Annotated in this window: 23 protein-coding genes; 13 read left to right on the top strand and 10 right to left on the bottom strand. The window is 60.5% G+C overall.

The features are described 5' to 3' along the window. Window positions 1–38: 38 nt before the first annotated feature. Window positions 39–863, bottom strand: coding sequence for an aspartyl/asparaginyl beta-hydroxylase domain-containing protein (locus tag JH25_RS20980; protein ID WP_032877194.1), 825 nt, complete (start codon window positions 861–863; stop codon window positions 39–41). Window positions 864–1,139: 276 nt separating this feature from the next. Here JH25_RS20980 and fabV point away from each other — a divergent pair, with 276 nt between their 5' ends. Both fabV and JH25_RS20990 read left to right on the top strand, forming a co-directional pair. Next, window positions 1,140–2,333, top strand: coding sequence for an enoyl-ACP reductase FabV (fabV, locus tag JH25_RS20985; RefSeq protein WP_032881058.1), 1,194 nt, complete (start codon window positions 1,140–1,142; stop codon window positions 2,331–2,333). 214 nt (window positions 2,334–2,547) lie between these two features. Continuing rightward, window positions 2,548–3,189, top strand: coding sequence for an HAD family hydrolase (locus JH25_RS20990; protein ID WP_032877193.1), 642 nt, complete (start codon window positions 2,548–2,550; stop codon window positions 3,187–3,189). On the opposite strand, the gene JH25_RS20995 is transcribed toward JH25_RS20990, so the two are convergent. Further along, window positions 3,167–4,072: a LysR family transcriptional regulator gene (locus tag JH25_RS20995; RefSeq protein WP_032877192.1), complete on the bottom strand. Its 906-nt coding sequence runs from the start codon at window positions 4,070–4,072 to the stop codon at window positions 3,167–3,169. The genes JH25_RS20990 and JH25_RS20995 overlap by 23 nt on opposite strands. A 102-nt stretch (window positions 4,073–4,174) precedes the next feature. Between JH25_RS20995 and JH25_RS21000 the strand changes: the two genes are divergently transcribed. After that, on the top strand, window positions 4,175–5,344 hold the full coding sequence (locus JH25_RS21000; protein ID WP_032877191.1) for an aspartate aminotransferase family protein: 1,170 nt from the start codon (window positions 4,175–4,177) through the stop codon (window positions 5,342–5,344). Window positions 5,345–5,365: 21 nt separating this feature from the next. On the opposite strand, the gene punR is transcribed toward JH25_RS21000, so the two are convergent. After that, a complete protein-coding gene (gene punR / locus JH25_RS21005) occupies window positions 5,366–6,280 on the bottom strand; it encodes a DNA-binding transcriptional activator PunR (protein ID WP_032877190.1) in 915 nt (304 codons plus the stop codon). Between the two features lie 122 nt (window positions 6,281–6,402). Between punR and punC the strand changes: the two genes are divergently transcribed. Continuing rightward, window positions 6,403–7,587, top strand: coding sequence for a purine nucleoside transporter PunC (gene punC / locus JH25_RS21010; RefSeq protein WP_005786270.1), 1,185 nt, complete (start codon window positions 6,403–6,405; stop codon window positions 7,585–7,587). 127 nt (window positions 7,588–7,714) lie between these two features. On the opposite strand, the gene JH25_RS21015 is transcribed toward punC, so the two are convergent. After that, entirely contained in the window at window positions 7,715–8,548 is an 834-nt protein-coding gene (locus JH25_RS21015; protein ID WP_032877189.1) for a nucleoside-binding outer membrane protein, read from the bottom strand. A 157-nt stretch (window positions 8,549–8,705) separates the two neighbouring features. Between JH25_RS21015 and JH25_RS21020 the strand changes: the two genes are divergently transcribed. Further along, complete coding sequence (locus JH25_RS21020; protein ID WP_032877188.1) at window positions 8,706–10,208, top strand: nucleobase:cation symporter-2 family protein; 1,503 nt, start codon at window positions 8,706–8,708, stop codon at window positions 10,206–10,208. Between the two features lie 100 nt (window positions 10,209–10,308). Here the strand turns inward: JH25_RS21020 and JH25_RS21025 are convergent, their stop codons facing one another. Beyond that, a complete protein-coding gene (locus JH25_RS21025) occupies window positions 10,309–11,241 on the bottom strand; it encodes a proline iminopeptidase-family hydrolase (protein WP_032877187.1) in 933 nt (310 codons plus the stop codon). Window positions 11,242–11,331: 90 nt separating this feature from the next. Further along, window positions 11,332–12,096 (bottom strand): LuxR family transcriptional regulator, encoded by a 765-nt coding sequence (locus JH25_RS21030; RefSeq protein WP_005786276.1) that lies wholly within the window; start codon window positions 12,094–12,096, stop codon window positions 11,332–11,334. 183 nt (window positions 12,097–12,279) lie between these two features. On the opposite strand from JH25_RS21030, the gene JH25_RS21035 reads away from it, so the two are divergent. Genes JH25_RS21035 through JH25_RS21060 form a run of 6 tightly spaced genes read left to right on the top strand, consistent with a single transcriptional unit; the run spans window position 12,280 to window position 18,439 of the window. After that, window positions 12,280–13,167, top strand: coding sequence for a proline iminopeptidase-family hydrolase (locus JH25_RS21035; RefSeq protein ID WP_032877186.1), 888 nt, complete (start codon window positions 12,280–12,282; stop codon window positions 13,165–13,167). Window positions 13,168–13,170: 3 nt separating this feature from the next. Then, window positions 13,171–14,118, top strand: coding sequence for an ABC transporter permease (locus JH25_RS21040; RefSeq protein ID WP_032877185.1), 948 nt, complete (start codon window positions 13,171–13,173; stop codon window positions 14,116–14,118). Continuing rightward, window positions 14,115–14,972 carry an ABC transporter permease gene (locus JH25_RS21045; RefSeq protein ID WP_005786281.1) on the top strand — a complete coding sequence of 286 codons (858 nt, stop codon included), beginning with the start codon at window positions 14,115–14,117 and terminating at the stop codon, window positions 14,970–14,972. Before JH25_RS21040 ends, JH25_RS21045 begins: the two co-directional genes overlap by 4 nt. Continuing rightward, on the top strand, window positions 14,969–15,925 hold the full coding sequence (locus tag JH25_RS21050; RefSeq protein ID WP_032877184.1) for an ABC transporter ATP-binding protein: 957 nt from the start codon (window positions 14,969–14,971) through the stop codon (window positions 15,923–15,925). Before JH25_RS21045 ends, JH25_RS21050 begins: the two co-directional genes overlap by 4 nt. Then, window positions 15,922–16,893 (top strand): ABC transporter ATP-binding protein, encoded by a 972-nt coding sequence (locus JH25_RS21055; RefSeq protein ID WP_032877183.1) that lies wholly within the window; start codon window positions 15,922–15,924, stop codon window positions 16,891–16,893. Before JH25_RS21050 ends, JH25_RS21055 begins: the two co-directional genes overlap by 4 nt. A gap of 31 nt (window positions 16,894–16,924) precedes the next feature. Further along, complete coding sequence (locus tag JH25_RS21060; protein WP_032877182.1) at window positions 16,925–18,439, top strand: ABC transporter substrate-binding protein; 1,515 nt, start codon at window positions 16,925–16,927, stop codon at window positions 18,437–18,439. Between the two features lie 133 nt (window positions 18,440–18,572). On the opposite strand, the gene JH25_RS21065 is transcribed toward JH25_RS21060, so the two are convergent. The 4 genes from JH25_RS21065 to JH25_RS21080 form a co-directional block, all read right to left on the bottom strand. After that, window positions 18,573–19,313, bottom strand: a complete 741-nt coding sequence (locus tag JH25_RS21065; protein WP_032877181.1) for a YciK family oxidoreductase — start codon at window positions 19,311–19,313, stop codon at window positions 18,573–18,575. Between the two features lie 186 nt (window positions 19,314–19,499). Next, window positions 19,500–20,171 carry an N-acetylmuramic acid 6-phosphate phosphatase MupP gene (mupP, locus tag JH25_RS21070; RefSeq protein WP_032877180.1) on the bottom strand — a complete coding sequence of 224 codons (672 nt, stop codon included), beginning with the start codon at window positions 20,169–20,171 and terminating at the stop codon, window positions 19,500–19,502. 4 nt (window positions 20,172–20,175) lie between these two features. Continuing rightward, window positions 20,176–20,874 (bottom strand): bifunctional 2-polyprenyl-6-hydroxyphenol methylase/3-demethylubiquinol 3-O-methyltransferase UbiG, encoded by a 699-nt coding sequence (ubiG, locus tag JH25_RS21075; RefSeq protein ID WP_003172645.1) that lies wholly within the window; start codon window positions 20,872–20,874, stop codon window positions 20,176–20,178. 64 nt (window positions 20,875–20,938) lie between these two features. Further along, on the bottom strand, window positions 20,939–22,270 hold the full coding sequence (locus tag JH25_RS21080; protein WP_032877179.1) for a TRZ/ATZ family hydrolase: 1,332 nt from the start codon (window positions 22,268–22,270) through the stop codon (window positions 20,939–20,941). Window positions 22,271–22,379: 109 nt separating this feature from the next. On the opposite strand from JH25_RS21080, the gene mtnA reads away from it, so the two are divergent. Then, the gene (mtnA, locus tag JH25_RS21085) at window positions 22,380–23,450 is read left to right on the top strand and encodes an S-methyl-5-thioribose-1-phosphate isomerase (protein WP_032877178.1); all 1,071 of its coding nucleotides are present in this window, start codon (window positions 22,380–22,382) and stop codon (window positions 23,448–23,450) included. 425 nt (window positions 23,451–23,875) lie between these two features. Then, window positions 23,876–26,530 carry a DNA gyrase subunit A gene (gene gyrA / locus JH25_RS21090; RefSeq protein WP_005786294.1) on the top strand — a complete coding sequence of 885 codons (2,655 nt, stop codon included), beginning with the start codon at window positions 23,876–23,878 and terminating at the stop codon, window positions 26,528–26,530. The last annotated feature ends 69 nt before the right edge of the window (window positions 26,531–26,599 follow it).

Here is a 26,599-nt window from a genome sequence, read left to right as displayed (position 1 = left end):
CAGCGCAAATACCGTCCAGCACCATCATGCCGCAGAACTTACTGAATCAGCTTCCAGTTTTTGTAGAAAACCCGACGCAGGGTAAAGACCAGCCCGGCAAAGCCTGCGATCACGGCGTTGAGCACTGACGGCAGCAAGGTCGGGCGCACGATGTCGATGAACAGGCAGTAGCGCTTGGCGTCGTTTTTGTTGAAGGACGCATGCATCAGCGTGTCATCGAAGATAAACAGCGGGTCGTCGTGCCAGTAGTGCTTGTGCTTGCCTACCTGGATATACACGCCTTCGTGGTGGGGCGCCGGGGCCATGTTGTAGAGCACGCGGAACATCATGCGCAGGGGGCCGAAGTGAAAGGACGTGGAACGGTTCTCGTTGAATACCGAGACACCGATGGTCTTCACGAATGGCAATTTCATGCGCAGTTGCGGGATATCCAGCGTGGTCTCGATGGGGCGGCCGTACCACTGGAAAAACAACATGCCGCGTTTCTTCTCGGCCATGCGTTCGTCCAGGTAACCGATGATTTCATCCTTGCGGGCCATGGCGTCGTCGATCACCTGTTGCAGGTCTTCGCGCCAGGCCGGTGGCAGGTCTTGCATCGTATAGACATGGCGGTTGCGGCTGCTCAGCAGATCGAGCAGGGTGTTGAACGGTGCCAGCACCCAGGTATTGCGACCGTTGCCGATGAAGTATTTCTTGATGGTGTCGCGGTCGTACAGGCCGTTACGCAGGAAGTCATAAACGCCGCAGCACACCACCAACAGCAGAAACACCAGGCAACTGCGCGGGAAACAATAGATCAACAGCAGAACGCCGAGTGCCCACGCCAGGGACACCAGCTTTTTGCCGACAGCATTTTTGCTCATGAAACGAGGCTCCAAGGCCGAAACATATTGAAACAATGTCGTCATCATAGGGGTTTCTGGCGCCGGCAGGCGTTTTTAAATAGGGTGAAATTGTGAAGCCGCTGCACAATTTGTAACCGTTGCCGTGCAGGCTTCGACGTTTTGTGGATTGAATTTTGAGAACAGAAGATTTGCGACTATCGTGACGCTTCGGTTTTTTGGACGTCATAGACCGGTACGATTGAAGTTGAATGGCCACCATTGGCCTTCGGCACCTTGGAAGAGGCAGAAATTTTTATGATCATCAAACCGCGGGTTCGTGGCTTTATCTGTGTGACCGCCCACCCTGTTGGCTGTGAAGCGAACGTCAAAGAGCAGATCGACTACGTAACCAAGAATGGCGTCATCGAAGGCGGCCCCAAGAAGGTGCTGGTCCTCGGCGCCTCCACCGGTTACGGCCTGGCCGCGCGCATCAGTGCTGCGTTTGGCTGTGGCGCCGACACCCTGGGCGTGTTTTTTGAGAAAGAAGGCGAAGAAGGCAAGCTGAGCTCCGCCGGCTGGTACAACAGCGCGGCATTCGAGAAGTTTGCCGTGGAAAAAGGCCTGTACGCCAAGAGCATCAACGGCGACGCGTTTTCCGACGAGATCAAGCGCCTGACCATCGACACCATCAAGAAAGACCTGGGCAAGATCGACCTGGTGGTCTACAGCCTGGCCGCGCCACGCCGTACCGACCCGCAAGGCGTGGTGCACAACTCCACCCTCAAGCCAATCGGCAAGGCCGTGACCCTGCGCGGTATCAACACCGACAAGGGCGTAGTGGTAGACACCACTCTTGAGCCTGCAACCCAGGAAGAAATCGACGGCACCGTGAAGGTCATGGGCGGCGAAGACTGGCAGCTGTGGATCGATGCCCTGCGTGACGCCGATGTGTTGGCCGAAGGCGCCAAGACCACCGCCTTCACCTACCTCGGTGAGAAGCTGACCCAGGACATCTACTGGAACGGCTCCATCGGCGAAGCCAAGAAAGACCTGGACAAGAAAGTCCTGACCCTGCGCGAAAACCTGGCGGCGCTCAAGGGCGACGCCCGCGTGTCTGTGCTCAAGGCCGTGGTGACCCAGGCCAGCTCGGCGATCCCGATCATGCCGCTGTACCTGTCGTTGCTGTTCAAGGTGATGAAAGAGCAGGGCACCCACGAAGGCTGCATCGAGCAAGTCTACGGCCTGTTCAAGGACAGCCTGTACGGTAAAGAACCTAAGCTCGACGCCGATGGCCGCCTGCGCGCCGACCTGGCCGAGCTGGAACCGAAGGTCCAGGACGCCGTGGCCGCGCTATGGAACCAGGTTACCGACGACAACGTCAACGAAATCAGCGATTTTGCCGGCTATAAGGCTGAGTTCCTGCGCTTGTTCGGCTTTGAAGTTGACGGCGTGGATTACGACGCGGACGTGAACCCGACCGTCAAAATCAACGGCCTGATTCAAGCTTAAGGTCTGATCCAGACCAAAATGTGGGAGGGGGCTTGCTCCCGATGGCGGTGTATCAGTCACTATCTTCAGTGGCTGACACCCTGCTATCGGGAGCAAGCCCCCTCCCACAGTTGATCCGAGTCTTTTCAGACACTTCTTACGCCCCGGCGCGCGCCTCTCTCTTCCAGATCTGCCAGACTCCAGCTGCTATCAAGCCACGCCAACGGAGGATCTGATGACGATTCGTGCAGTAGTTTTTGATTTCGGCGGTGTCCTGTTCGACTGGAGCCCGCAGCACCTGTACCGCAAGCTGATCGCCGATGAGGCAGAGCGGCAGTGGTTCCTCGATAACATCTGCACCCAGGCCTGGAACACCGAGCAAGATGCCGGTCGTACCCTGGCCGAAGCCACCCGCACCCTGATTGACCTGCATCCCGATCACGAACCCTTGATCCAGGCTTACTACGAGCGCTGGCACGAGATGCTGCGCGGTGAGTTAGCCGACGGTGTGGCGATTCTCAAGGCGTTGCACAAAGCCGATATGCCATTGTTCGGGCTTACTAACTGGTCGGCGGAGACCTTCCCCTACGCTCGGGCCCACTATCCGTTCCTGCAACTCTTTCGAAACATCGTCGTGTCCGGCGAGTTGGAATTGATCAAGCCTGATCCGGCGATCTACCACGCCAGCCTTGATCAGATCCGCGCTCACCTGCCGGACATAAAACCGAGTGAAGTGGTGTTTATCGACGATGTCGCCGGCAACACCGAGGCCGCTATCGCCTTGGGTTGGCAGGGCATTCATCATGTATCTGCCGAGCGTACCGCCGCGCGTCTGCGGGCGTTGGGCGTGGCCTTTAATGTGCCCACTTTTCCATGACGAAGTCGACGAATGCCCGCAGCTTGGGCAGGCGGTAACGGTCATGGCGATACAGCAGGTGCATCGGGCGGCTGGGCAATTTATACGTGGTTAACAGGGCCACCAGCTTGCCGCTCTCCAGGTCCGGTTGCACCAAGGCGTCGGCCAGCATCGTGATGCCCATGCCGTTGACGGCCGCCTGGCGCAAGCCTTGCGAGCTGTTGATGGTCAATGACCCCGCCACCGGAACCTCCACCTCGCTGCCATCCTCGCTCATGCGCCACAGTTTGTCGGTGTCACGCCAGTTGTCGTTCGCAGGGTAGGCGAATGCCAGGCAGTCATGTTGTTGCAGGTCCTGCGGGGTCTGCGGCGTGCCGCGTCGCGCCAGGTAGGCAGGCGATGCGCAGAGGGTGAGCGTATAGGGCTGCATAGGCCGGGCGATCAGGCTGGAGGTCCCCAGTTCACCGAGACGGATCGCTACGTCGAAGCCACTGTCGACCAGGTCCATGCGTTCATTGCCCAGCACCACGTACAGGTCGATAAGCGGGTAGCGCTGGGAAAACTCGCTCAAGGCCGGCACCAGGCGTTCGGTGCCGAACACGGGAGGCGCGGTGATACGCAGGCTGCCTTTAGGGGCTTCGCTGTGGATCTGCTCGGCCAGCAGTTCGGAGTCCGCCACCAGCCCCAGCACTTCCAGGCAGCGCTGATAGTATTGCCCGCCAAATTCGGTCAGGTTCTGTTTACGCGTGGTGCGTTTGAGCAAGCTCACGCCCAACCGTTGCTCCAGCGCCCGCAGATGGTTGCCCACCATGGTGGTCGACATCCCGCATTCTTGCGCGGCGGCAGTCATGCTGCCGGTTTCGACCACTTTCACGTACACCGACATTGCCTGGAACAGATCCATTATCAAGCCCTGGTTTAAAGTCATTGCAGATATTCGCAGTTTATCCAGCGCAGGTGGTTAACGATACTTCCATCACCGCAACGATGCACTGGAGCCGCAACCATGACCGCCGCCTGCCTGATGAGCACCTACCAACCCTTGGCCCTGAGCTTCACCCGTGGCCTGGGCACGCGCCTCTGGGACCAGCAGGGCCGCGAATACCTGGACGCTGTCGCCGGCGTGGCGGTGACCAATGTTGGCCATTCACACCCCAGGCTGGTGGCAGCTATCAGCGAACAAGCCGGTTTGCTGCTGCACACGTCCAACCTCTACAGCATCGACTGGCAACAACGGCTGGCCCAACGCCTGGCGCAGCTGTCCGGGCTCGATCGCGCGTTCTTCAACAACTCCGGCGCCGAGGCCAACGAGACAGCGCTGAAACTGGCGCGCTTGCATGGCTGGAAAAAAGGCATTGAACAACCGTTGGTGGTGGTGATGGAGAACGCCTTTCACGGCCGCACGCTGGGCACCATGGCCGCCAGCGACGGGCCGTCGGTGCGCCTGGGCTTTCAGCGCCTGCCGGGGGATTTCATCAAGGTAGGCTTTGGCGATATGCAGGCTTTGGAGGTGATCACTGCGCAGTTCGGCACGCGCATCGCAGCTGTGCTGCTTGAGCCGATCCAGGGTGAAAGTGGTGTGGTGGTGGCGCCAGTGGGTTATCTCAAAGCCTTGCGCGACCACTGCACGCGCCACGGCTGGCTGATGATGCTCGACGAAATCCAGACCGGCATCGGGCGCACCGGCACCTGGTTTGCCTTCCAGCACGAAGGCATCGTGCCAGACGTGATGACGCTGGCCAAAGGCCTGGGCAATGGCGTGCCCATCGGCGCCTGCCTGGCCCGCGCCGCCGTCGCCGAGCTGTTCACCCCAGGCAGTCATGGCAGCACCTTTGGTGGCAACCCGCTGGCGTGCCGTGTCGGTTGCACCGTGCTGGATATCATTCATGAGCAAGGCTTGTTGCAAAACGCCGCACACCAGGGCGAACACTTGCTGGCGCGCTTGCGCATGGAGCTGGATGGGCACCCGCACGTCCGGGCAATTCGTGGCAAAGGCTTGATGATCGGGATTGAGCTGGCCAGCCCTTATCGCGACCTGGCCCAACGTGCCGCCCAGGAGCACGGGCTGCTGATCAACGTCACACGGGGCAAGATCATTCGCCTGTTGCCGCCGCTGACGTTGCACAGCAAGGAAGTCGAAATGATCGTACGTGCCATCACCCGATTGCTGGATTGAAATGCAATCAAAGTGTGGGGTTCAGAGGGAGGGGCCATTCAGCCATTCCTGGTTCATGGTTTCGGTATCTCCCAGGTATTCCAGCAACCACGCCATGGCCGGCGAAAGCTTGCTCTGCGCCCACGCCACGCATGATGGGCTGGCTGGAAAGGGCCGGCTCAATTGCAGCGCCACCAACTCGCCGCGCTCGATCCATGGCAATACCTGATGGGCCGGCGCCATCCCTACACACAGCCCATCGCGTAGGCAATCCAGGGCCGAAGCCCAATTGGGCACCACCAGGCGGCGCTGGTTATCCAGGGTCCAGGTGTCACGCTTGGGCAGATTGCGCGAGGTGTCAGTCATGCACAGTGAGGCGAAAGGGCGCAATTGGTCATCACTGAGCAAGCCTTCCACCGCCGCCAAGGGGTGCCGGGCACTGACCACACACAGCCAGTTCAACAGGCCCATGTCACGGAAGCTGAAGTGACTGGCCACCGGCACTGCGCTGGTGGCGCCGATCACGATGTCGGTGCGCTCATCGGCCAGCGCATCCCATACACCGTTGTACACCTCGTATTCGAGCAGCAGTTCCACCTCGGGAAACTGCCGATAGAAGTCCAGCACCAATTGGCGGCAGCGCTGGGGTTTGACGATGGAGTCCACCGCCACCTTCAACTGGCCGCTCCAGCCATTGGCCACCTGCTGGCACAAGCGTCGGGTGCCGAGCATTTTCTTCATCACGCTGCGGGCTTCGTCGATAAACAGGCGGCCTGCGGGGGTCAGTTCCACGTCGCGATGCCGGCGCACAAACAAGGGCACGGCCAGCCATTCTTCAAGTTGGCGTACGGTGTAACTGATGGCCGACGGTACGCGGTGCAGTTCCTGGGCGGCGGCGCTGAAGCTGCCGTGACGGGCGACGGCGTCGACCACATCCAGAGAATATTCCGACCACATGTGGGCTGCCTTCAAATTTATTGATGAGAGTGTCCAATTATTATCGCTTCACACAGATTTTGTCAGCTTCATAATGGGTGCCAGTCAGCAAATAGTTTGATGGCAGTTTTTACAAGGCTTCGATGAAAAATTCTTTTGGTTTTACCTGGTATCTGGCGGGGCTGAGTATGCTCGGCTATCTCGCCATGGACATGTACTTGCCGGCGTTTGGCGCCATGGGCGAGCAGTTGAATATTGGTGCTGGCGCGGTGGGCGCCAGCTTGAGCATTTTTCTCGCCGGCTTTGCGGTGGGGCAGTTGGTGTGGGGGCCGCTCTCGGACCGCCTGGGGCGCAAGCCCATTCTGCTCGCGGGCTTGAGTCTGTTTGTGCTCGGTTGCCTGGGCATGTTCTGGGTCGAGACCACCCCGCAACTGCTGGCGCTGCGCTTTATACAGGCGATTGGTGTGTGTGCCGCGGCCGTGAGCTGGCAGGCATTGGTGATTGATCGCTACCCGGCCGACAAGGCCCATCGCGTCTTCGCCAGCATCATGCCGTTGATGTCGCTGTCGCCGGCCCTTGCACCGTTGTTGGGTGCCATGGTGTTGAATCACTTTGGCTGGCAGGCGATCTTCGGCGTGTTGCTGGTGGTGTCACTATTGCTGCTGTTGCCGACCTTGTTCCTGCGTAGCCTGCCCAAGCGTGTGGAGCACAAGGGCGGACCCACGCGTCTGGGGTATGGACAGTTGCTCACCTCGCGGGTGTTTACCGGCAACGTGATGATTTTCGCCGCCTGTTCGGCCAGCTTCTTCGCATGGCTCACGGCCTCGCCGTTCATCCTCGGCGGCATGGGTTACAGCCCGAATGACATCGGCCTGAGCTACGTACTGCCGACCCTGGCGTTTCTCGTTGGCGGCTACAGTTGCCGCAGCGCCTTGCAGCACCTGGCGGGCAAAACCCTGTTGCCGTGGTTGCTGGGCGCCTATTGCCTGAGTATGGTGGCGTTGTACCTGGTGGCCACCTTGAGCGTGCCGACCCTGACCACCTTGCTGATTCCGTTCTGCCTGATGGCGCTGTGCAACGGCGCCAGCTACCCGATCGTGGTGGCGAATGCGCTGATGCCATTTGCCGAAAACTCCGGCAAGGCCGCGGCCCTGCAAAACACCCTGCAACTGGGCCTGTGCTTCCTGGCCAGCTTGTTGGTGTCGTCGATGATCGAGCAACCGCTGATGATCACGGTGATTGTGATGTTGGCGACGGCGCCGTTGGCGGTGTTGGGGTATTGGCTGGCGCGGCCGAAGCGCAATACTTCCGAACTGGCCAGCGCCTGAGCTGACAATACGATCAAACTGTGGGAGCTGGCTTGCCTGCGATAGCGGTCTGTCAGTTAGCCCATCTGGCACTGATACACCGCTATCGCAGGCAAGCCAGCTCCCACATTTTTTTGCGTTTCTTCAGTTAGAACGTGACTTCCATGTTCAGCGTCGGCGTTGAGGTGCGGCTGCCACGGCCACCATCCACGCCGAACTTGTTATGCCAGTATTCATAGCCCACCCCCAGGTACAGGTTCGGCTTGACGCTTTTACCCGGCCGCAGCGCCACCATCAGCGCAGTACGCATCAGCCCTTCCGGCGCGGTATCGCGGCCATGATAGTCCTCGCCTTTCTCCCCGACGTAATTGATAAACCCCTGGAATTTCGCCGCGTGGTTGCCGACCTCGAACGGGCGCATCCACGTCAGGTTAAGCATGTAGGTGTCGTCGAAGGTGTGATTCGACTCTTGCGCGCCGGGAATGCCGGTGTGGTTCTTTTCCTTGTAGTACATCAGGCTCAGGTCCAGCACGCCGACGGTGTTGAACTTCAAGGTCGGGCCGATCACCAGCGCGCGCTTTTTGGCTGAGGCGAAGTTGTTGTTGCGGTTGGCGTCGAAACCCAGGGTCAGGGCGTAATCCTTGATCAACCCGGTGCCCGGCGGCAGATCGAACACGCGCGAGGCATACAGCTGGTGCCGGTACACGGCATACACCTCGCTGCCGCCATGGTCGGTACCCTTGCGTGGGTCACGGCTATCGGACAGAAACACATCGAGGTTGAGGAAGTTGCTGCCGTAGCGGTAGCCGCTGGCGTGGGTGAAGCTGTAGATGCGCTTGCTGAAATCGTCGGGGTTGTTCGGATTGGTGAAGTGCTGGCCGTAGCGAAATCCTACGCTGTTGTTCATCCATTCCACCGCGACAGCCTCACCACCGCCCAGAAGGGTCAATGCAACGGTTGCGCCCTGTAGTGCCTTTTTCATTATTTTTGTCCTTTGGCGTTCTGGCTCATGACGGCCGGATTATTTTTGTAACGCCGCGGGAGGGTATCTTGTTCGATTGATTGTATACAACTCTATGGACATACAGTCTGAATATTGCATACAGTGAGCGCACAACAAAAACAGAGAACCCCTCACCATGACTATCCCGAAGGCGTCACCGCAGCGGCCCGAAGATGAAAATCTGGGCGTTGCCGCCAACATGGCTTACGGCCTGCAGCATGTACTCACCATGTACGGCGGCATCGTCGCCGTGCCGTTGATCGTCGGCCAGGCCGCCGGGTTGTCGCCGGCGGATATTGGTCTGTTGATTGCCGCGTCGTTATTTGCCGGTGGCTTGGCCACGTTGCTGCAAACCCTTGGCCTGCCGTTCTTCGGCTGTCAGTTGCCATTGGTGCAGGGCGTGTCGTTCGCGGGTGTGGCGACCATGGTGGCGATTGTCGGCAGCGACGGTGCGGGAGGTATTCCGGCAATTCTCGGTGCGGTGATGGCCGCGTCGTTGATCGGCCTGTTGATCACCCCGGTGTTTTCACGCATTACCAAATTTTTTCCGCCACTGGTGACCGGCATCGTGATCACTACTATCGGTCTGACGCTGATGCCAGTGGCTGCGCGCTGGGCCATGGGCGGCAACAGCCGTGCGGCGGATTTCGGCAGCATGTCGAATGTCGGCCTCGCGGCCCTGACTCTGGTGCTGGTGCTGCTATTGAGCAAAATCGGTAGCGCCACGATCTCGCGTTTGTCGATCCTGCTGGCAATGGTGATCGGCACAGTAATCGCCGTACTGCTTGGCATGGCTGACTTCTCCAGCGTCACGCAAGGGCCGATGTTTGGCTTTCCTACACCTTTCCACTTTGGTATGCCGACCTTTCATGTGGCCGCGATCATTTCCATGTGCATCGTGGTGATGGTGACGCTGGTGGAAACTTCGGCGGACATCCTCGCAGTGGGCGAGATCATCGACACCAAGGTTGACTCCAAGCGCCTGGGCAATGGCCTGCGCGCCGACATGCTGTCGAGTATGTTCGCGCCGATCTTTGGTTCGTTCACCCAAAGCGCGTTCGCCCAGAATGTCGGCCTTGTGGCGGTGACCGGTGTGAAGAGCCGCTTTGTGGTGGCCACCGGCGGGGTGTTCCTGGTGGTGCTGGGCCTGTTGCCCTTTATGGGGCGGGTGATCGCGGCGGTGCCCACCTCGGTGCTGGGTGGCGCGGGGATCGTGTTGTTCGGCACGGTCGCGGCCAGTGGCATTCGTACGCTGTCCAAGGTGGATTACCGCAACAACATGAACCTGATCATCGTTGCCACGTCCATCGGCTTTGGCATGATCCCCATCGCCGCGCCGAGCTTTTACGATCAGTTCCCGAGCTGGTTCGCGACCATCTTCCACTCGGGCATCAGTTCGTCGGCAATCATGGCGATCCTGCTGAACCTGGCGTTCAACCACTTCACGGCGGGTAACTCGGACCAGCAGTCAGTGTTTGTGGCGGGGACTGAGCGCAGCCTGTGCTTTCGCGACGTGGCCGCGCTGCGTGATGGGGATTATTACCGGGGCGGGAAGTTGTTTGATGCAGAGGGTAAGGAGATTCCTCTGGTAGCGGATACCTCGAAGAAAGCCGCAAAACCCGAAACCACAGAGGTCTAAAAATGTGGGAGGGGGCTTGCTCCCGATAGCAGTGTGTCAGCCACTGAAGATATTGACTGATACACCGTCATCGGGAGCAAGCCCCCTCCCACATTGGAATCTAGCCAGCCTTGCGGGCTTTGTGCGGCATTGAACACACCTCATCCAAAAACTTCACCACGGTCCCCATGCACGCCTGGCGTTCTTCCACATGGGGCATGTGGCTGGAGTCTTCAAACAGTGCCCAGCGCACGTCTGCTATCTCATCCAGAAACGGCTTGACCACCAGCGGTGTGGCTTCGTCATGCCTACCGGAAATCACCAGGGTAGGCACTTTGATCGCGTCCAGGCGGCCAATCACGTTCCAGTTCTTCAAGCTGCCGATCACGTGGAATTCAGTCGGGCCGCTCATGGCGTGGTACACCGTCGGGTCTGCGTCGACCTGGGCGAAGGTGCGCGCCACTTCCTCGGGCCATGGGTTGACCCGGCACACGTGCTGGTCATAGAAAATCCGCGAGGCCGCCAGGTATTCCGGGTCTTGATAAGTGCCGGCCTGTTCATGTTTGAGCAGGGTTTCGTGCACACCTTCGGGCAGCAGTTTACGCAGGCGATTGGCTTCGCTGACCCAGGTGCGCATACAGGTCGGTGAGTTGGCGGGGATAAACGCGCGCAGGCCCTTGGGCTGCAAGATCGCGTGTTCGCTGCCCAGCATACCGCCCCAGGATTGACCGAGGATCGCGTAGTTCTCGCTGATCTGCAGGTGGTCCAGCAGGTTGTTCAACTCGTCGAGGAACAGGCCGATGGTCCAGAACGAAGGATCTTTGTGGGGCAGGTGCGTGGAGCGACCGTTGCCCAGTTGGTCATAGTGGATCACCGCGTGGCCGCTGGCGGCGACATCCTTGAAGGCATCGACGTAATCGTGGGTGCAGCCCGGGCCGCCATGGATGATCACCAGCGGCGTGCGGCCCGTGCCCAGGTCACCGGTGACGCGATACCAGGTCTGGTAGGCGCCAAAGGGTGCGAAGCCTTCGCGAACTTTTTCGATGAATTCCATTTCGTACCCTCTGAAAAAAATGATCAGGGTTACGATAATCTGAACAAAAAGTTTAGGTAACTAGCAAAACAGCTAGGTTTTTGCGAAAACTCAACCTTCCAGCAAGCGGTAATGCGTGGCCCGCACCACCGCTTGGACGCGGTTCTTAGCCCCCAGTTTGTGCATGGCCGAGGCCAGGTGCAGGGTGACGACTGCCAGGGAGCGGCTCAGTTTGGTGGCGATTTCGGCGGCGGTCAGCCCATCGGCGGCCCATTTCAGGCATTCGCGTTCGCGCTTGGTCAGGTGGATGTGCGGGTAGGCGCGCAGTTCCTTGCTGAACAACGGGTAAGCCGCTTCCTGCAGGGCATGGGTGATCAGGCTGAAGTCGGCCAATGTGTGCTGTGCGTCCTTCAATACCGTGCGCGCCTTGCCGGTGCGCAGGCCGGTCAGCGATGCGAAGCCACCACGGGGCAAGTGAATGGGCACGCTGACGCCGCAGGTCAGTTCACGTTCGTGCAGGTACGAGGAAACGGGGGCGTGGCACGGGTCGATGATTTTTTGCAGGGCGGTCTCGGTTTTCGCTTCATAGGACCAGACAAACGGCGATACCGTGCTCAACGCCAGGTGCTGCACCGGGTCGATCTGGTAAAACCCTTCGCTGCACCATAAGGCGTGCCAGTCGGGCGGTGTGTTGCGCAGTTGCAACACCGAGGGGGTAATCAGCGTGCCATTGAGGTCGATGGGCACCGGCGTGTAGTCGTACACCAGCGCATCGAAGCCCAGTTGTTGGGCGAGAATAAACGTATTGTCCATCTGTTCATCCAGGCTCCTGCCCGGCATGAGGCGATTATTGAAGGCGGTCAGCTTGGCCAGCATCCGTTCTGCTCCCGAATTCATTTGAATCTCGACTTGCTGCAAGTAGAATGCCACGCCCCGGCGAAGGACAGCCAGGCCAAACCTATAGGAAATACTAGGTTATGGACGCACGGTATCCTCGGTAGTGTTGACCTGATAAACGGCCGCTACCCGCCAGGCCGATACAACACAAGGAATGTATGCATGTGGCGTGAAATTGCCCCCGACCAGCAGTACAACGTACAAGTCGACGGCCATAACCTCGTGGTCTACAGCTTTGGCGAAGGCGATGAAGTGCTGCTGTGTCTCAACGGCGGCCCAGGCCTGCCGTGTGACTATCTGCGTGACGCTCATGGCTGGCTCAAAGCGCATAACCTGCGAGTGGTTGCATTCGACCAGCTTGGCACGGGCGCATCAGCCAGACCGACCGATGTTGCGCTGTGGGAAATCCGCCGTTATGTCGAAGAAGTCGAGACCGTGCGCCAAGCCCTGGGCCTGGGCCGCGTGCATTTGCTCGGGCATTCCTGGGGCGGTTGGCTCGGTATCGAATACGCCATCCATTATCCCGATGCGCTGAAAAGCCTGATCCTGGAAAATACCGTCGGCGACATTCCCCATCTGTCCCAGGAACTCGAACGCCTGCGAGGCGCCCTGGGCAGCGAAACCGTGGCCATGATGCAACGCCACGAAGCCATGGGCACCCTCGACCACCCGCAATACCAGGCCGCCATCACCTTACTCAACTACCGCCATGTGTGCCGCCTCGACGAGTGGCCGGAGCCGCTCAAACGCTCCCTGGGCGACTGGAACATGGGGCCCTACGCAACCATGCAGGGCCCCAACGAGTTCCTTTATATCGGCAATCTCAAGGACTGGAACCGCCTCAAGGAGATGGCTGAATTCAGGATGCCGATCCTGATCACTACCGGCCAGCACGACGAACTGACCCCCGCCTGCGCCATGCGCATGAAGCTGGCCGCCACACACGCCGAACTGCACGTATTCCCCAATAGCAGCCATATGCCGTTTTATGAGGAACCTCAAGCGTACTTCCCGGTGCTGCTGGACTTTCTCGCTCGCAACCGAGGCTGACGGATGAACCTGGCGCGTTACCGTTTTGTCCTGTCCCGGCCGTTGCAACTGCTGCCGGTGCTGTTTGGCATCAGCCTGATCACTTTTGTGTTGGTGCGCTCGATCCCCGGCGACCCAGCGCGGGCTTTGCTTGGCTCGCGCAGTACGCCGGATGCGCTGCTGAAAATCCGTGCCCAGTTCGGCCTCGACCAGCCCTTGTGGCTGCAATACTTCTACTTCCTGAAAAACCTGCTCAAGGGCGACCTCGGCCAATCGCTGCTGTACAAGGTCGACGCGCTGAAACTGATCGTTACCCGCATCGAGCCGACGCTGGTGCTGGTGCTGGGCAGCGTGGCCCTGGCGTTGCTGATCGCGGTGCCGCTGGCGACAGTAGCGGCGCGCCACAAAGGCGGTTGGGCGGACAACCTGATCCGCGTTTTCACCACGGTCGGCCTGGGGATGCCGGCATTCTGGCTGGGCTTGATGCTGATCCTGCTGCTGAGCGTGCAATGGGGCCTGTTCCCGGTGTCTGGCTATGGGCGGACCTGGCTGGACAAGGCCCACCATATGGTGTTGCCGTGCCTGACCATCGCCCTGGCGCTGTCGGCGGTGCTGGTGCGCAACCTGCGGGCGAGTATGTTGATGGAGCTGCAGGCCGATCATGTCACCGCCGCCCGGGCCCGAGGCTTGTCCGAGGCTGCGGTGTTTCGTCGGCATGTACTGCCCAACTCGCTGGTGCCGGCCGTCAACCTGCTGGCGGTCAACATCGGCTGGCTGATCAGCGGTACGGTGGTCATCGAAAGCCTGTTTGCGATTCCGGGCATCGGCCAATTGCTGGTGCGCGGTATTTTCACCCGTGACTACATGGTGGTGCAGGGCGTGGCGATGGTGCTGGCCTGCGCCACGGTGGTGGTCAACTTCGTCGCCGACATAGTGACGGTAGCGCTCGACCCACGGGTGAAGATGCAATGAGCAGCCGCCCACTGATTGCACCCTGGCGCTTGCGCCTGCGCTTTGGCTTTCGCAATGGCCGCCTGACCGCCGCCTGGGGCCTGCTGATCCTGTTGACGTGGCTGGCCCTGGCGCTGTTTGCGCCGTGGATCGCACCGTTTGACCCCATCGCGCAAAACACCGACATGAGTTTGCTGGCGCCCAGCCTTGCCCATCCGCTGGGTACCGACAATTACGGCCGGGATGTGTTATCGCGGGTGATCTGGGGCGCGCGCATCGACCTGCAACTGGCGATTGTCGGGGTGATCTTCCCGTTCATCATCGGCACTTTCGTCGGCGCGGTGTCCGGTTATGTGGGTGGGCGTTTCGACAGTTTCTGTATGCGCGTGATCGATGTGGTGCTGGCGTTCCCGTTCCTGGTGCTGATGCTGGCGATCATGGCCATTCTGGGGCCTGGCTTGCAGAGCTTTTATATCGCCATGGCACTGGTGGGCTGGGTGTCGTATGCGCGGTTGATTCGCTCGCAGATCCTGGTGCTCAAGGAAAGCGAGTTTGCCCTGGCTGCCAAGAGCCTGGGGTTTGGCCATGGGCGCATTCTGTTCCGGCATTTGCTGCCCAATGCCCTGTTTGGCTCCATCGTGTTTTCCATGTCCGACGCGGTGCTGGTGCTGCTCAACGGCGCCGCCGTGAGTTACCTGGGCCTGGGCGTGCAACCGCCTACCGCGGAATGGGGGACGATGGTGGCCGAGGGGCAAGCCTTTATCACCACGGCCTGGTGGATCTGCACCTTCCCGGGGTTGGCCATTGTGACCCTGGCCATGGGCTTTAGCCTGTTGGCCGACGGTGTCGCGCAAGTGTTGGGGGACCGCTCGTGAGCCTGCTGCAAGTGCGCGACCTCAGCGTGATCGCCAACAACAGCGGGCGTGATGTCACCTTGGTGGATCGCGTGTCCTTCGACCTGGCCGAAGGTGAGATTCTCGGCCTGGTGGGTGAGAGCGGGTCGGGCAAGACCATGGCCTGCCGCGGCTTGATGCGCCTGCTGCCATCGCCCAGCCTGCGTGTGCAAGGCGGCGCCGTACGCCTGGCCGGCCAGGACCTGCTGCAACTGGATGACGCCGGTATGCGCGCCGTGCGTGGCGGGCAACTGGGCATGATCTTCCAGAACCCCAGCAGCCACCTGGATCCGCTGATGCGCATTGGCGAGCAGATCGCCGAGGGCATCCGCCTGCATCAAGGTGCGTCGAAAAAGGACGCCCGCTTGCAGGCTATCGAGGTGCTGCGCCAGGTCGGGATTCCTGACCCGCAGGCGCGGGTCGACAACTATCCCCATGAGTTTTCCGGCGGTATGCGCCAGCGCGCGATGATCGCCGTGGCACTGGGCTGCAACCCGAAAGTGCTGATTGCCGACGAGCCGACCACGGCCCTGGATGTGACGGTGCAGGCGCAAATCCTGCGCCTGTTGCTCGACCTGCGCGACCAGCGTGGCCTGTCGATCATCATGATCACCCATGACCTGGGCGTGGTCGCGCAAACCTGCGATTCCATCGCGGTGATGTACGCAGGGCGCCTGTGCGAGCACGGCAGCAAATACGAGCTGCTGGCGCGGCCGCAACATCCCTATACCGCTGGGCTGATCGACTGCCAGCCGGCCCACAGCAGCGGTCATGCCTTGTTGCGCACAATCCCTGGCCAGCCGCCGTTGCTCGATGCCTTGCCTGACGGTTGCCGCTTTAATCCGCGTTGCCCGCAGGCCGGGGCCTTATGCACCGAGCTGTTGCCCCAAGGCGCACGCGTGGCCTGTCACTATCCACTGGGAGGGCGCCCATGAGCCTGTTGCAGATCAAGGACCTGGAGGTGCGCTTTGCCGCGTCCGGCAGTGGCCTGCTCGGCCTGAACAAGCAGTGGGTGAGGGCGGTGAACGGGGTGTCGCTGAACCTTGCCGCCGGTGAAACCCTCGGCTTGGTGGGCGAGTCCGGCAGCGGCAAGAGCACCCTGGGCCGGGCGATTTTGCACCTCAACCCGATCAGCGCCGGCCAGGTGCTGTTTGACGGTATCGATATGGCGCACGGCAGCGCCATCGACATCGCCCGCCTGCGCCATGAAACCGCGATGATTTTCCAGGACCCGTACGCCGCGCTGAACCCCCGGCACAGTATTGGCGAAACCCTCGCCGAGGTGTTGCGCGTGCAGCGCAAGGTGGCTGTGGAGCAGATCCCGGCACGCGTCAACGAGCTGCTGGAACTGGTGGGCCTGCGCCCCGAGTTGGCCGGGCGCAAACCGGGCTCCCTCAGCGGCGGCCAATGCCAGCGCGTGGGTATCGCCCGGGCACTGGCGGTGGAGCCGCGCCTGATCATTGCCGATGAATGCGTGGCCGCGCTGGATGTGTCGATCCAGGGCCAGATCATCAACTTGCTGCTGGAACTGCAACAACGCATGAACCTGGCGATCCTGTTTATCGCCCATGACCTGGCCATCGTGCGGCGCCTGTGCGACCGCGTGGCGGTGATGTACCTGGGCAAGATCGTCGAAGAAGGGCCGGTGGAGGCGGTGTTCACCACGCCGCGTCATCCGTACACGGCGGCGTTGATCGAGGCGATTCCCGAGATTGACCCGCATCGGCCATTGCCCGCGCACCCCTTGCCGGGTGAGCCACCAAGCCCACTGAATCTGCCTACAGGCTGTGCGTTTCACCCGCGTTGCCGGTATGCGCGAGCCGTGTGTTCCGCGGTGTTGCCGCCGACCCATTTCCTGCACGAGCATCGGTACAGTTGCGTGCTTGAAGAACCTTTGCCTTGACCTCTGCCATTCATTAACAAGGAGTTGTGATATGCAATCGCGCCACTTGAAGTTGCTCGCCGCCGCTACGCTGACCGCCTGGTCGCTGACCGCAGGACTGGCCCAGGCCGCTGGTGTTCTCACCATCGGCTGCCGTGAAGACAGCACCACCTTTGACCCGATCAAAAGCGCGCAAAACCGCGACACCTGGGTGTTTGCCAACGTCTACGACACCCTGGTGCGCGTGGATAACCTGGGCACCAAGATGGAACCGGGCCTGGCCGAGAGCTGGGAGATATCCGAGGATGGCTTGACCTACACCTTCAAACTGCGTGAAGCGAAGTTCTCCGACGGATCAAAGATCACCGCGGCCGACGCGGCGTTCAGCCTGTTGCGCATCCGCGACAACAAGGCGTCGTTGTGGAGCGATCCGTTCAGCCTGATCAACACCGCCAAGGCCAGCGATGCGAAGACCCTGGTGGTCACTCTGAAAACCCCGGCGGTGGCCTTCCTCTCGCAATTGGCGTCGCCGACGGTGTCGATCCTGTCGGAAAAAGCCATGAACACGATGGGCGAAGACGCCTACTCGGAAAACCCGGTGACGTCCGGCGCGTTTACCGTGGAAGAGTGGCGCAAGGGCGACCGGGTCATCCTGAAGAAGAACCCGAATTTCTGGCAGGCCAATAACGTCAGCCTCGACGGCGTGGAGTGGGTGTCGGTGACCGACGACAACACCCGTATGCGCATGGTGCAGAACAACGAACTCGACACGGCGATCTTCGTACCGTTCTCGCGGGTCGAAGAGCTGAAGAAAGACAAGAACGTGGTGATCCACGCCGACCCGTCCACCCGTGAAGATCACTTGTTGATCAACCACGAGCACGGCTTGCTCGCCAAGCCGCAGGTGCGCCAGGCATTGGACATGGCCATCGACAAACAATCGCTGGTGAAAACCGCCACTTACGGTCAAGGCACCGTGGCGTATTCCTACATTCCCAAAGGCTCGCTGTACCACTACGCCAACAACCTGCAACGTCCTTATGACCCGACTGAGGCCAGGAAACTGCTGGAAGAGGCCGGTGCCAAGGACTTGAAGCTCAACTACGTGGTCAACGCCGGCAACGAGGCCGACGAGCAGATTGCGGTGATCATCAAGGACCAGTTGGCCAAGGTCGGCGTGACCGCCAACCTGCAAAAGGTCGACCCGACCCAAAGCTGGCAGATGCTGGTGGACGGTGAGTACGATATTTCGGTGATGTACTGGACCAACGACATCCTCGACCCGGACCAGAAGACCACCTTCGTGCTGGGCCACGACACCAACCAGAACTACATGACCCGCTACAAGAACGACAAGGTCAAGGCGCTGGTAGCTGCGGCGCGAGTCGAGGCAGACCCGGCCAAGCGTGAGCAGATGTATGTCGAGTTGCAGAAACTGGCGAAACAGGATGTGAACTGGATTGACCTGTACTACAGCCCGTACATCAATATTTCACGCAAGAATGTGAGCAACTTCCTGCAGAACCCGCTGGGCCGTTTCACCCTTGAAGAAGTAGTCAAAAACTGAGTTTTTGACTACACCACAAAGCAGTGTGGGAGCTGGCTTGCCTGCGATGCAGACACCTTGGTGCTTCAGTTACACCGCAGTGATGCTATCGCAGGCAAGCCAGCTCCCACATTTTTTTGCGGGGTGTCAGGGCTTACTGCGCATCAAACGCCTGCCCATTGATGCCAGCACTGTCCGGCCCCATCAGGTACAGGTACACCGGCATGATGTCTTCCGGCGCCGGCCTTTCCATCGGATTCTCACCGGGATACGCCTGGGCCCGCATACTCGTGCGTGTACCGCCCGGGTTGATGCTGTTGGCGCGCACTGCCGCTACATCTTCCAGCTCATCGGCCAGGGTTTGCATCAAGCCTTCGGTAGCAAACTTCGATACACCATAAGCCCCCCAGTACGCCCGCCCCTTGCGCCCGACGCTGCTGGAGGTGAACACCACCGATGCATCCTGGGACAGCTTGAGCAGCGGCAGCAAGGTGCTGGTCAGCATGAACATCGCGTTGACGTTTACATGCATCACGCGCATGAAATTCTCGCCGGACAACTGCTCGATGGGCGTGCGTGGGCCGATGATCGAGGCGTTGTGCAACAGGCCGTCGAGGCGGCCGAATTCTTTTTCGATCATTGCTGCCAGCTCATCGTATTGATGGGGCAGGGCGGTCTCCAGGTTGAACGGGATCACCACCGGTTGCGGCTGGCCGGCGGCTTCGATCTGGTCATACACCTGGGCCAGGTTGGCTTCGGTCTTGCCCAGCAACAGCACGGTGGCGCCATGGGCGGCATAGGTCTTTGCCGCTGCTGCGCCAATCCCGCGGCCGGCGCCGGTGACCAGGATGACCCGGCCTTTGAGCAGTTCTGGAGGGGCAGAATAATCAAACATAAATAGCCTCGACAAAATTCAGTAGGTAATACCAATTTTGAGTGCATTGAAAATCCAATGTGGGAGGGGGCTTGCTCCCGATAGCAGTGTGTCAGTCACTGCATTTACTGACTGACCCACAGCTATCGGGAGCAAGCCCCCTCCCACATTTTTTAATCTTCATGGGTCATTAGAGTGTGGGAGCCATCAGCAACTGCACAGCGCGTTATCCAGCACCTTGCGCAATTCCAGCGGGTGATCCACCACCACATCCGCGCCCCAGTGACGCGGGTTGTCATCCGGGTGGATATAGCCATAGGTGACCGCCGCCGTGCGCGTACCGGCATCGCGGCCGGATTCGATATCACGTAGGTCATCGCCCACGAACAATACGCTCGCCGGGTCGAGGTCGAGCAGCTTACACGCCAGAATCATCGGCTCCGGGTCCGGCTTGCTGTTCTTCACGTGGTCCGGGCAGATCAGCACGGCCGAGCGCTCGGCCAGGCCCAGTTGCTGCATGATCGGTTCGGCAAAGCGCACGGGCTTGTTGGTGACCACACCCCAGATCAACTTGGCCTTCTCGATGTCTTCCAGCAACTCGGCCATGCCGTCGAACAGTTTGCTGTGCACCGCGCAGCCCTTGAGGTAGCGATCGAGGAATTCCTGGCGCAGCTCTTCAAAGCCTGGCGATTCAGGATCCATCGAAAAGGTCACGGCAACCATCGCCCGCGCACCGCCGGAGATTTCATCGCGGATGTGCTGCGGGTTGATCGGTTCCAGGCCGCGGTCGGCGCGCATGGCCTGGCAGATGGCGATAAAGTCCGGCGCGGTATCCAGCAGGGTACCGTCCATGTCGAAGAGAACCGCTCGCAACTTCACAGGCTTACTCCTCGCGCAGGGTCTGGATCATGTAGTTGACGTCAACATCGCTGGCCAGCTTGTAGTGCTTGGTCAGCGGGTTGTAGGTCAGGCCGATGATGTCCTTGACGGTCAGCCCGGCCTGACGGCTCCACGCACCCAGCTCGGAGGGGCGGATGAATTTCTTGAAGTCATGGGTGCCACGCGGCAGCAGCTTCATGATGTATTCGGCGCCAATGATCGCGAACAGGTAAGCCTTGGGGTTGCGGTTGATGGTGGAGAAGAACACCTGGCCGCCCGGCTTGACCATACGGAAGCACGCACGGATGACCGAGGATGGGTCCGGCACGTGTTCCAGCATCTCAAGGCAGGTCACCACGTCAAACTGCTCGGGCATTTCCTCGGCCAGGGCTTCGGCGGTGATCTGGCGGTATTCCACGCTCACGCCGGATTCGAGCTGGTGCAACTGCGCCACGGCCAATGGCGCTTCGCCCATGTCGATACCCATCACGGTCGCGCCGCGTTGAGCCATGGCTTCGCTGAGGATGCCGCCGCCGCAACCCACGTCCAGCACCTTCTTGCCGGCCAGGTTGACGCGCTCGTCAATCCAGTTGACCCGCAGCGGGTTGATGTCGTGCAGGGGTTTGAACTCGCTCTCGCGGTCCCACCAGCGGTGGGCGAGGGCTTCGAATTTGGCGATTTCTGCGTGGTCGACGTTGCTCATGATGAATCCTCTAAATCTGAAAAATCGGTGAGTGGGTGCAGAGCGCATGGGCTCAGCGCCTTCGTTATTCGCTGTGCCCGCTGATGCGTTGGCCCCAGGCAATGGCCGTGGCGGTCAACTGTTGTTCATCCATGCGGGTCAATTGCCGGTCGTCGAGCAATAGCTTGCCGGCGACCCAAAGGTGTTTCACGCAATCGCGTCCGGTGGCATATATAAGCTGTGAGACCGGATCGTAGATCGGTTGTTGCGCCAGCCCCGACAGATCGAAGGCGACTATATCTGCGGCCTTGCCGACTTCCAGCGAGCCAATCTGGCTTTCCAGGCCCATGGCCCGTGCACCGTTGAGCGTTGCCATGCGCAGGGCACGGTGGGCGTCCAGGGCGGTGGCCGAGCCGGCGACGGCCTTGGCCAGCATCGCGGCGGTACGGGTTTCGCCCAGCAGGTCCAGGTCATTGTTGCTGGCGGCGCCGTCGGTGCCGATGGCCACATTGACCCCAGCCTGCCACAAGCGCTCAACCGGGCAAAAGCCGCTGGCCAGTTTCAGGTTCGATTCCGGGCAATGGATGACGCTGGTGTTGCTTTCTACCAGCAAAGCCAAGTCTTCTTCGCTGATTTGGGTCATGTGAACGGCCTGGAAGCGCGGCCCGAGCAAGCCGAGGCGACCCAGGCGCGCCAATGGCCGCTCGCCGGTCTGCTCCACGGCTTGTTGTACTTCAAAGGCGGTTTCATGCACATGCATATGGATCGCGGCGTCCAGCTCTTCGGCGATCACCCGGATCTTTTCCAGGTTGGCGTCGCACACGGTGTAGGGCGCGTGAGGGCCGAAGGTGATCTTGATGCGCGGGTGGTGCTTGAGGTCGCCGAACAGCTCGATGCCCTGGCGAAGCGCCTCGTCGGCAGTGCTGGCGCCGGGAATCGGGAAGTCGAGGATCGGCATGGCGATCTGCGCGCGCATACCGCTATTGTGCACGCAATCGCTGGCGACCTTGGGGAAGAAGTACATGTCGGAGAAGCAAGTGATGCCGCCCTTGATCTGTTCGGCGATGGCCAGGTTGGTGCCGTCGCGCACAAAGGCTTCATCGACCCATTTGGCTTCGGCCGGCCAGATGTGTTTTTCCAGCCAGGTCATCAACGGCAGGTCATCGGCCAAGCCACGGAACAGGCTCATTGCCGCATGGCCGTGGGCGTTGATCAAGCCGGGGCTGAGCAACATGCCGGGCAGTTCGCGCACCTCATTGGCCGCCAGCTTCAATGCGGCGGCCCGTGGGCCGATAAAGGCAATGCGCCCATCGCGGATGCCCAGACCATGCTCTTTGAGCACCACGCCGGCAGGTTCGACCGGTACCAGCCAGGTCGGCAAGAGCAACACGTCGAGCGGGGCGGCAGTGGAGGTCATCGCAGGCTTCTTCCCAGGCAGCTATAAAAGAAGGGCGAAGTATACCCGAGCGCCCTGGCTGGCGGATCGCTATAATCCGCGGCTTTTGTTCATGAGTGCGGGGTAAGGGATGCGCGACCGACTGTTGGCTGCAGAGAAAGTGAAGGCCATCGATTGGCGTGACGGCGCGCTGTACCTGCTCGATCAGCGCGTGTTGCCGTCCCGGGAGAGCTGGGTGGCCTGCCATACCGTCGCGGCGGTGGCCGAGGCCATTCGTTCGATGGTGGTGCGGGGCTCAGCAGCCATCGGCATCAGTGCCGCCTATGGCTTGGTGCTGGCTGCCCGTGAGCGCATTGCCGAGGGTGGCGACTGGCAGGCAGCGTGGGAAGAAGACTACGCGCTGCTGGCCGATAGCCGCCCGACCGGGTCGAATCTGTTCTGGGCACTCAAGAATATGCGCGACTGCCTGGACCGCCTCAAGCAGCACGCCGACCCGGTTGCCGTGCTGGAAGCCCAGGCCATTGTGATCCATGAAAGCGACCGGGAGGCCAATGTGGTCATGGCCCAGTTGGGTATGGAGCGGATTCGCAAGCACCAGGGCAACGCCCAGGCGATCCTCACCCATGGCAACGCCGGTGCATTGGCCACGGGCGGTGTCGGCACGGCCCACGGCGTGATTCGCGCGGCGTTCCTGGAGGGGCTGGTCGAGCAGGTCTATGTCAACGAAACCCGTCCATGGCTGCAAGGCTCGCGCCTGACGGCGTGGGAGTTGGCGGGCGAGGGCATCCCGGTGACGGTGAATGCCGACTCCGCCGGGGCGCATATCCTCAAGACCAAAGGCGTGACCTGGGTGGTGGTCGGTGCTGACTGTATTGCCGCCAATGGCGACGTGATCAGCAAGATCGGCACTTATCAGCTGGCCGTCTGTGCCATGCACCATGGCGTGCGCTTTATGGTGGTGGCGTCGAGTTCGACGCTCGATTTGATGATGGCTACTGGCGATGATGTTGCACTGGAGGCGCGCGATCCCGCTGAGCTGCTGCACGTCATGGGGCAGCGCCTGGAGGTGGATGCGTTTAATCCGGTATTTGATGTGACCCCGGCCGACCTGATTGATGTGATCGTGACTGAGAAAGGCGTGGTCGAGCGGCCGGATACTGCCAAATTGGCCAGGTTGATGTGCCGTAAGCGGCTGCATTGAGGACAGTGGTGTCTGTGAAATAGCAATCGGGGGCAAGCCCCCCTCCCACATTTTGACTGTGTTCACAATTCAAGTGTGGGAGGGGGCTTGCCCCCGATTGGGCCCGAAAGTCAATAAAACCCTCGGATCCATCCTCAAAAAACAGCATCACCCCACCTCTGAGCCCCTCTCGTCCCCTTCAAGCCTGTCATCCGTCAAATTACTAGCCTCCATGCGCATCAGGGGGATAGGTGCGTGGCGGCGATTGTGATAACATCCGGCGGTTTCCAGAGCTGCCCCGAGGGGTTGCTCATAACGCGCAGATCCGTGTCATAACTCGTTGATTTGTCGTAAGTCGTTGTCAGGCACCGTGCCGGCAGCGGCGAGCTTCGTTCGTCCCGAATGGATGTGACGAGGTTTCACCCGAAAAAGGAATCAGGCTTCTCATGGGCGAACTGGCCAAAGAAATCCTCCCGGTCAATATCGAAGACGAGCTGAAACAGTCCTACCTCGACTACGCGATGAGCGTAATTGTCGGTCGGGCACTGCCTGATGCGCGCGATGGCTTGAAGCCCGTGCACCGGCGTGTGCTGTTCGCGATGAGCGAGCTGGGTAACGACTGGAACAAGCCGTACAAGAAATCTGCCCGTGTTGTCGGTGACGTGATCGGTAAGTATCACCCTCACGGCGACACTGCGGTGTACGACACCATCGTTCGGATGGCCCAGCCGTTTTCCCTGCGCTACCTGCTGGTAGACGGCCAGGGCAACTTCGGTTCGGTCGACGGCGACAACGCCGCGGCCATGCGATACACCGAAGTGCGCATGACCAAGCTGGCGCACGAGCTGCTGGCCGACCTGCATAAAGAAACCGTGGACTGGGTGCCGAACTACGACGGCACCGAAATGATCCCGGCCGTCATGCCCACCAAGATCCCCAACCTGCTGGTCAACGGCTCCAGCGGTATCGCCGTGGGCATGGCCACCAACATCCCGCCGCACAACCTCGGTGAAGTCATCGACGGTTGCCTGGCCCTTATCGACAACCCCGAGCTGACTGTCGATGAGCTGATGCAGTACATCCCCGGCCCGGACTTCCCGACCGCCGCGATCATCAACGGTCGCGCCGGCATCATCGAAGCCTACCGCACCGGTCGCGGGCGCATTTACATGCGCGCCCGCTCGATGATCGAAGACATCGACAAGGTCGGTGGCCGCCAGCAGATCGTCATCACCGAACTCCCGTACCAGTTGAACAAGGCACGTCTGATCGAGAAGATCGCCGAGCTGGTTAAAGAGAAGAAGCTCGAAGGCATTACCGAACTGCGCGACGAGTCCGACAAAGACGGTATGCGCGTGGTGATCGAACTGCGTCGTGGCGAAGTGCCTGAGGTGATCCTCAACAACCTCTACGCCCAGACCCAGCTGCAAAGCGTGTTTGGTATCAACGTGGTTGCACTGATCGACGGCCGCCCACGCATCCTGAACCTCAAGGACCTGCTGGAAGCCTTCGTACGTCACCGTCGCGAAGTGGTCACCCGCCGTACCGTGTTCGAACTGCGCAAGGCTCGCGAGCGCGGCCACATCCTGGAAGGCCAGGCCGTTGCGTTGTCGAACATCGACCCGGTGATCGCCCTGATCAAGGCCTCGCCAACCCCGTCGGAAGCCAAGGAAGCGTTGATCAGCACGCCTTGGGAATCCAGTGCCGTGGTGGCCATGGTTGAGCGCGCAGGCGCCGATTCTTGCCGTCCGGAAACCCTGGACCCGCAATACGGCCTGCGCGAAGGCAAGTACTTCCTGTCGCCGGAGCAGGCCCAGGCCATCCTGGAACTGCGCCTGCACCGCCTGACCGGTCTTGAGCACGAGAAGCTGTTGGCCGAGTACCAGGAGATCCTCAACCAGATCGGCGAGTTGATCCGCATCCTCAGCAGCGCCGTGCGCCTGATGGAAGTGATCCGCGAAGAACTGGAAGTGATCCGCGCCGAGTACGGCGACGTGCGCCGCACCGAAATCCTCGATGCGCGCCTGGACCTGACCCTGGGTGACATGATCCCGGAAGAAGAGCGCGTCGTGACCATCTCCCACGGTGGCTATGCCAAGACCCAGCCGTTGGCTGCGTATCAGGCCCAGCGTCGTGGCGGTAAAGGTAAATCGGCTACCGGCGTCAAGGATGAGGACTACATCGCTCACCTGCTGGTCGCCAACAGCCACACCACGCTGCTGCTGTTCTCCAGCAAGGGCAAGGTGTACTGGCTCAAAACCTACGAAATCCCGGAAGCTTCCCGTGCTGCCCGTGGTCGCCCATTGGTCAACCTGCTGCCGCTGGACAGTGATGAATACATCACCACCATGCTGCCGGTCGAGGAATACACCGAAGGTCACTTCATCTTCATGGCTACCGCCAAGGGCACCGTGAAGAAGACCCCGCTGGAATCCTTCAGCCGTCAACGCAGCGTGGGCCTGATCGCCCTGGAGCTGGATGAAGGTGACGTACTGATTTCCGCCGCCATTACCGATGGTGAGCGCGAAGTCATGCTGTTCTCCGATGGCGGCAAGGTTACGCGCTTCAAGGAATCCGACGTGCGCGCGATGGGCCGTACCGCCCGCGGTGTACGTGGTATGCGCCTGCCGGAAGGGCAGAAGCTGATTTCGATGCTGATCCCGGAAGAAGGCAGCCAGATCCTCACCGCTTCCGAGCGTGGCTATGGCAAGCGCACTGCCATCAGCGAGTTCCCGGAGTACAAGCGTGGCGGCCAGGGCGTGATCGCCATGGTCAGCAACGACCGCAACGGCCGCCTGGTTGGCGCGGTACAGGTGCTTGATGGCGAGGAGATCATGCTGATTTCCGACCAGGGGACGCTGGTGCGTACCCGTGTGGCTGAAGTGTCGAGCCTGGGCCGTAATACCCAGGGCGTGACCCTGATCAAGCTGGCCAAGGATGAAAAACTGGTCGGCCTGGAGCGTGTGCAGGAGCCTTCGGAAGTTGAAGGTGAAGAGCTGGAAGGCGAGGAGTTCGACGGCGAGGTGATCGCAGCCGGCGATGACAACGTCGACGAGCCAACCCTCGATGCTGCCGCAGACGAAGAAGAACCGCAGGAATAAGCGGACACACAGGGGGCGGATGAAGATTCGCCCCCTTGTTGTTTGTCCCCTTTGAAAAATACACGTCCT

Source organism: Pseudomonas sp. BRG-100, assembly GCF_000737955.1.
Taxonomy (GTDB): domain Bacteria; phylum Pseudomonadota; class Gammaproteobacteria; order Pseudomonadales; family Pseudomonadaceae; genus Aquipseudomonas; species Aquipseudomonas synxantha_A.
Note: the sequence above shows the minus strand (reverse complement) of the source record. Positions and strands in the feature narration are given on the sequence as shown.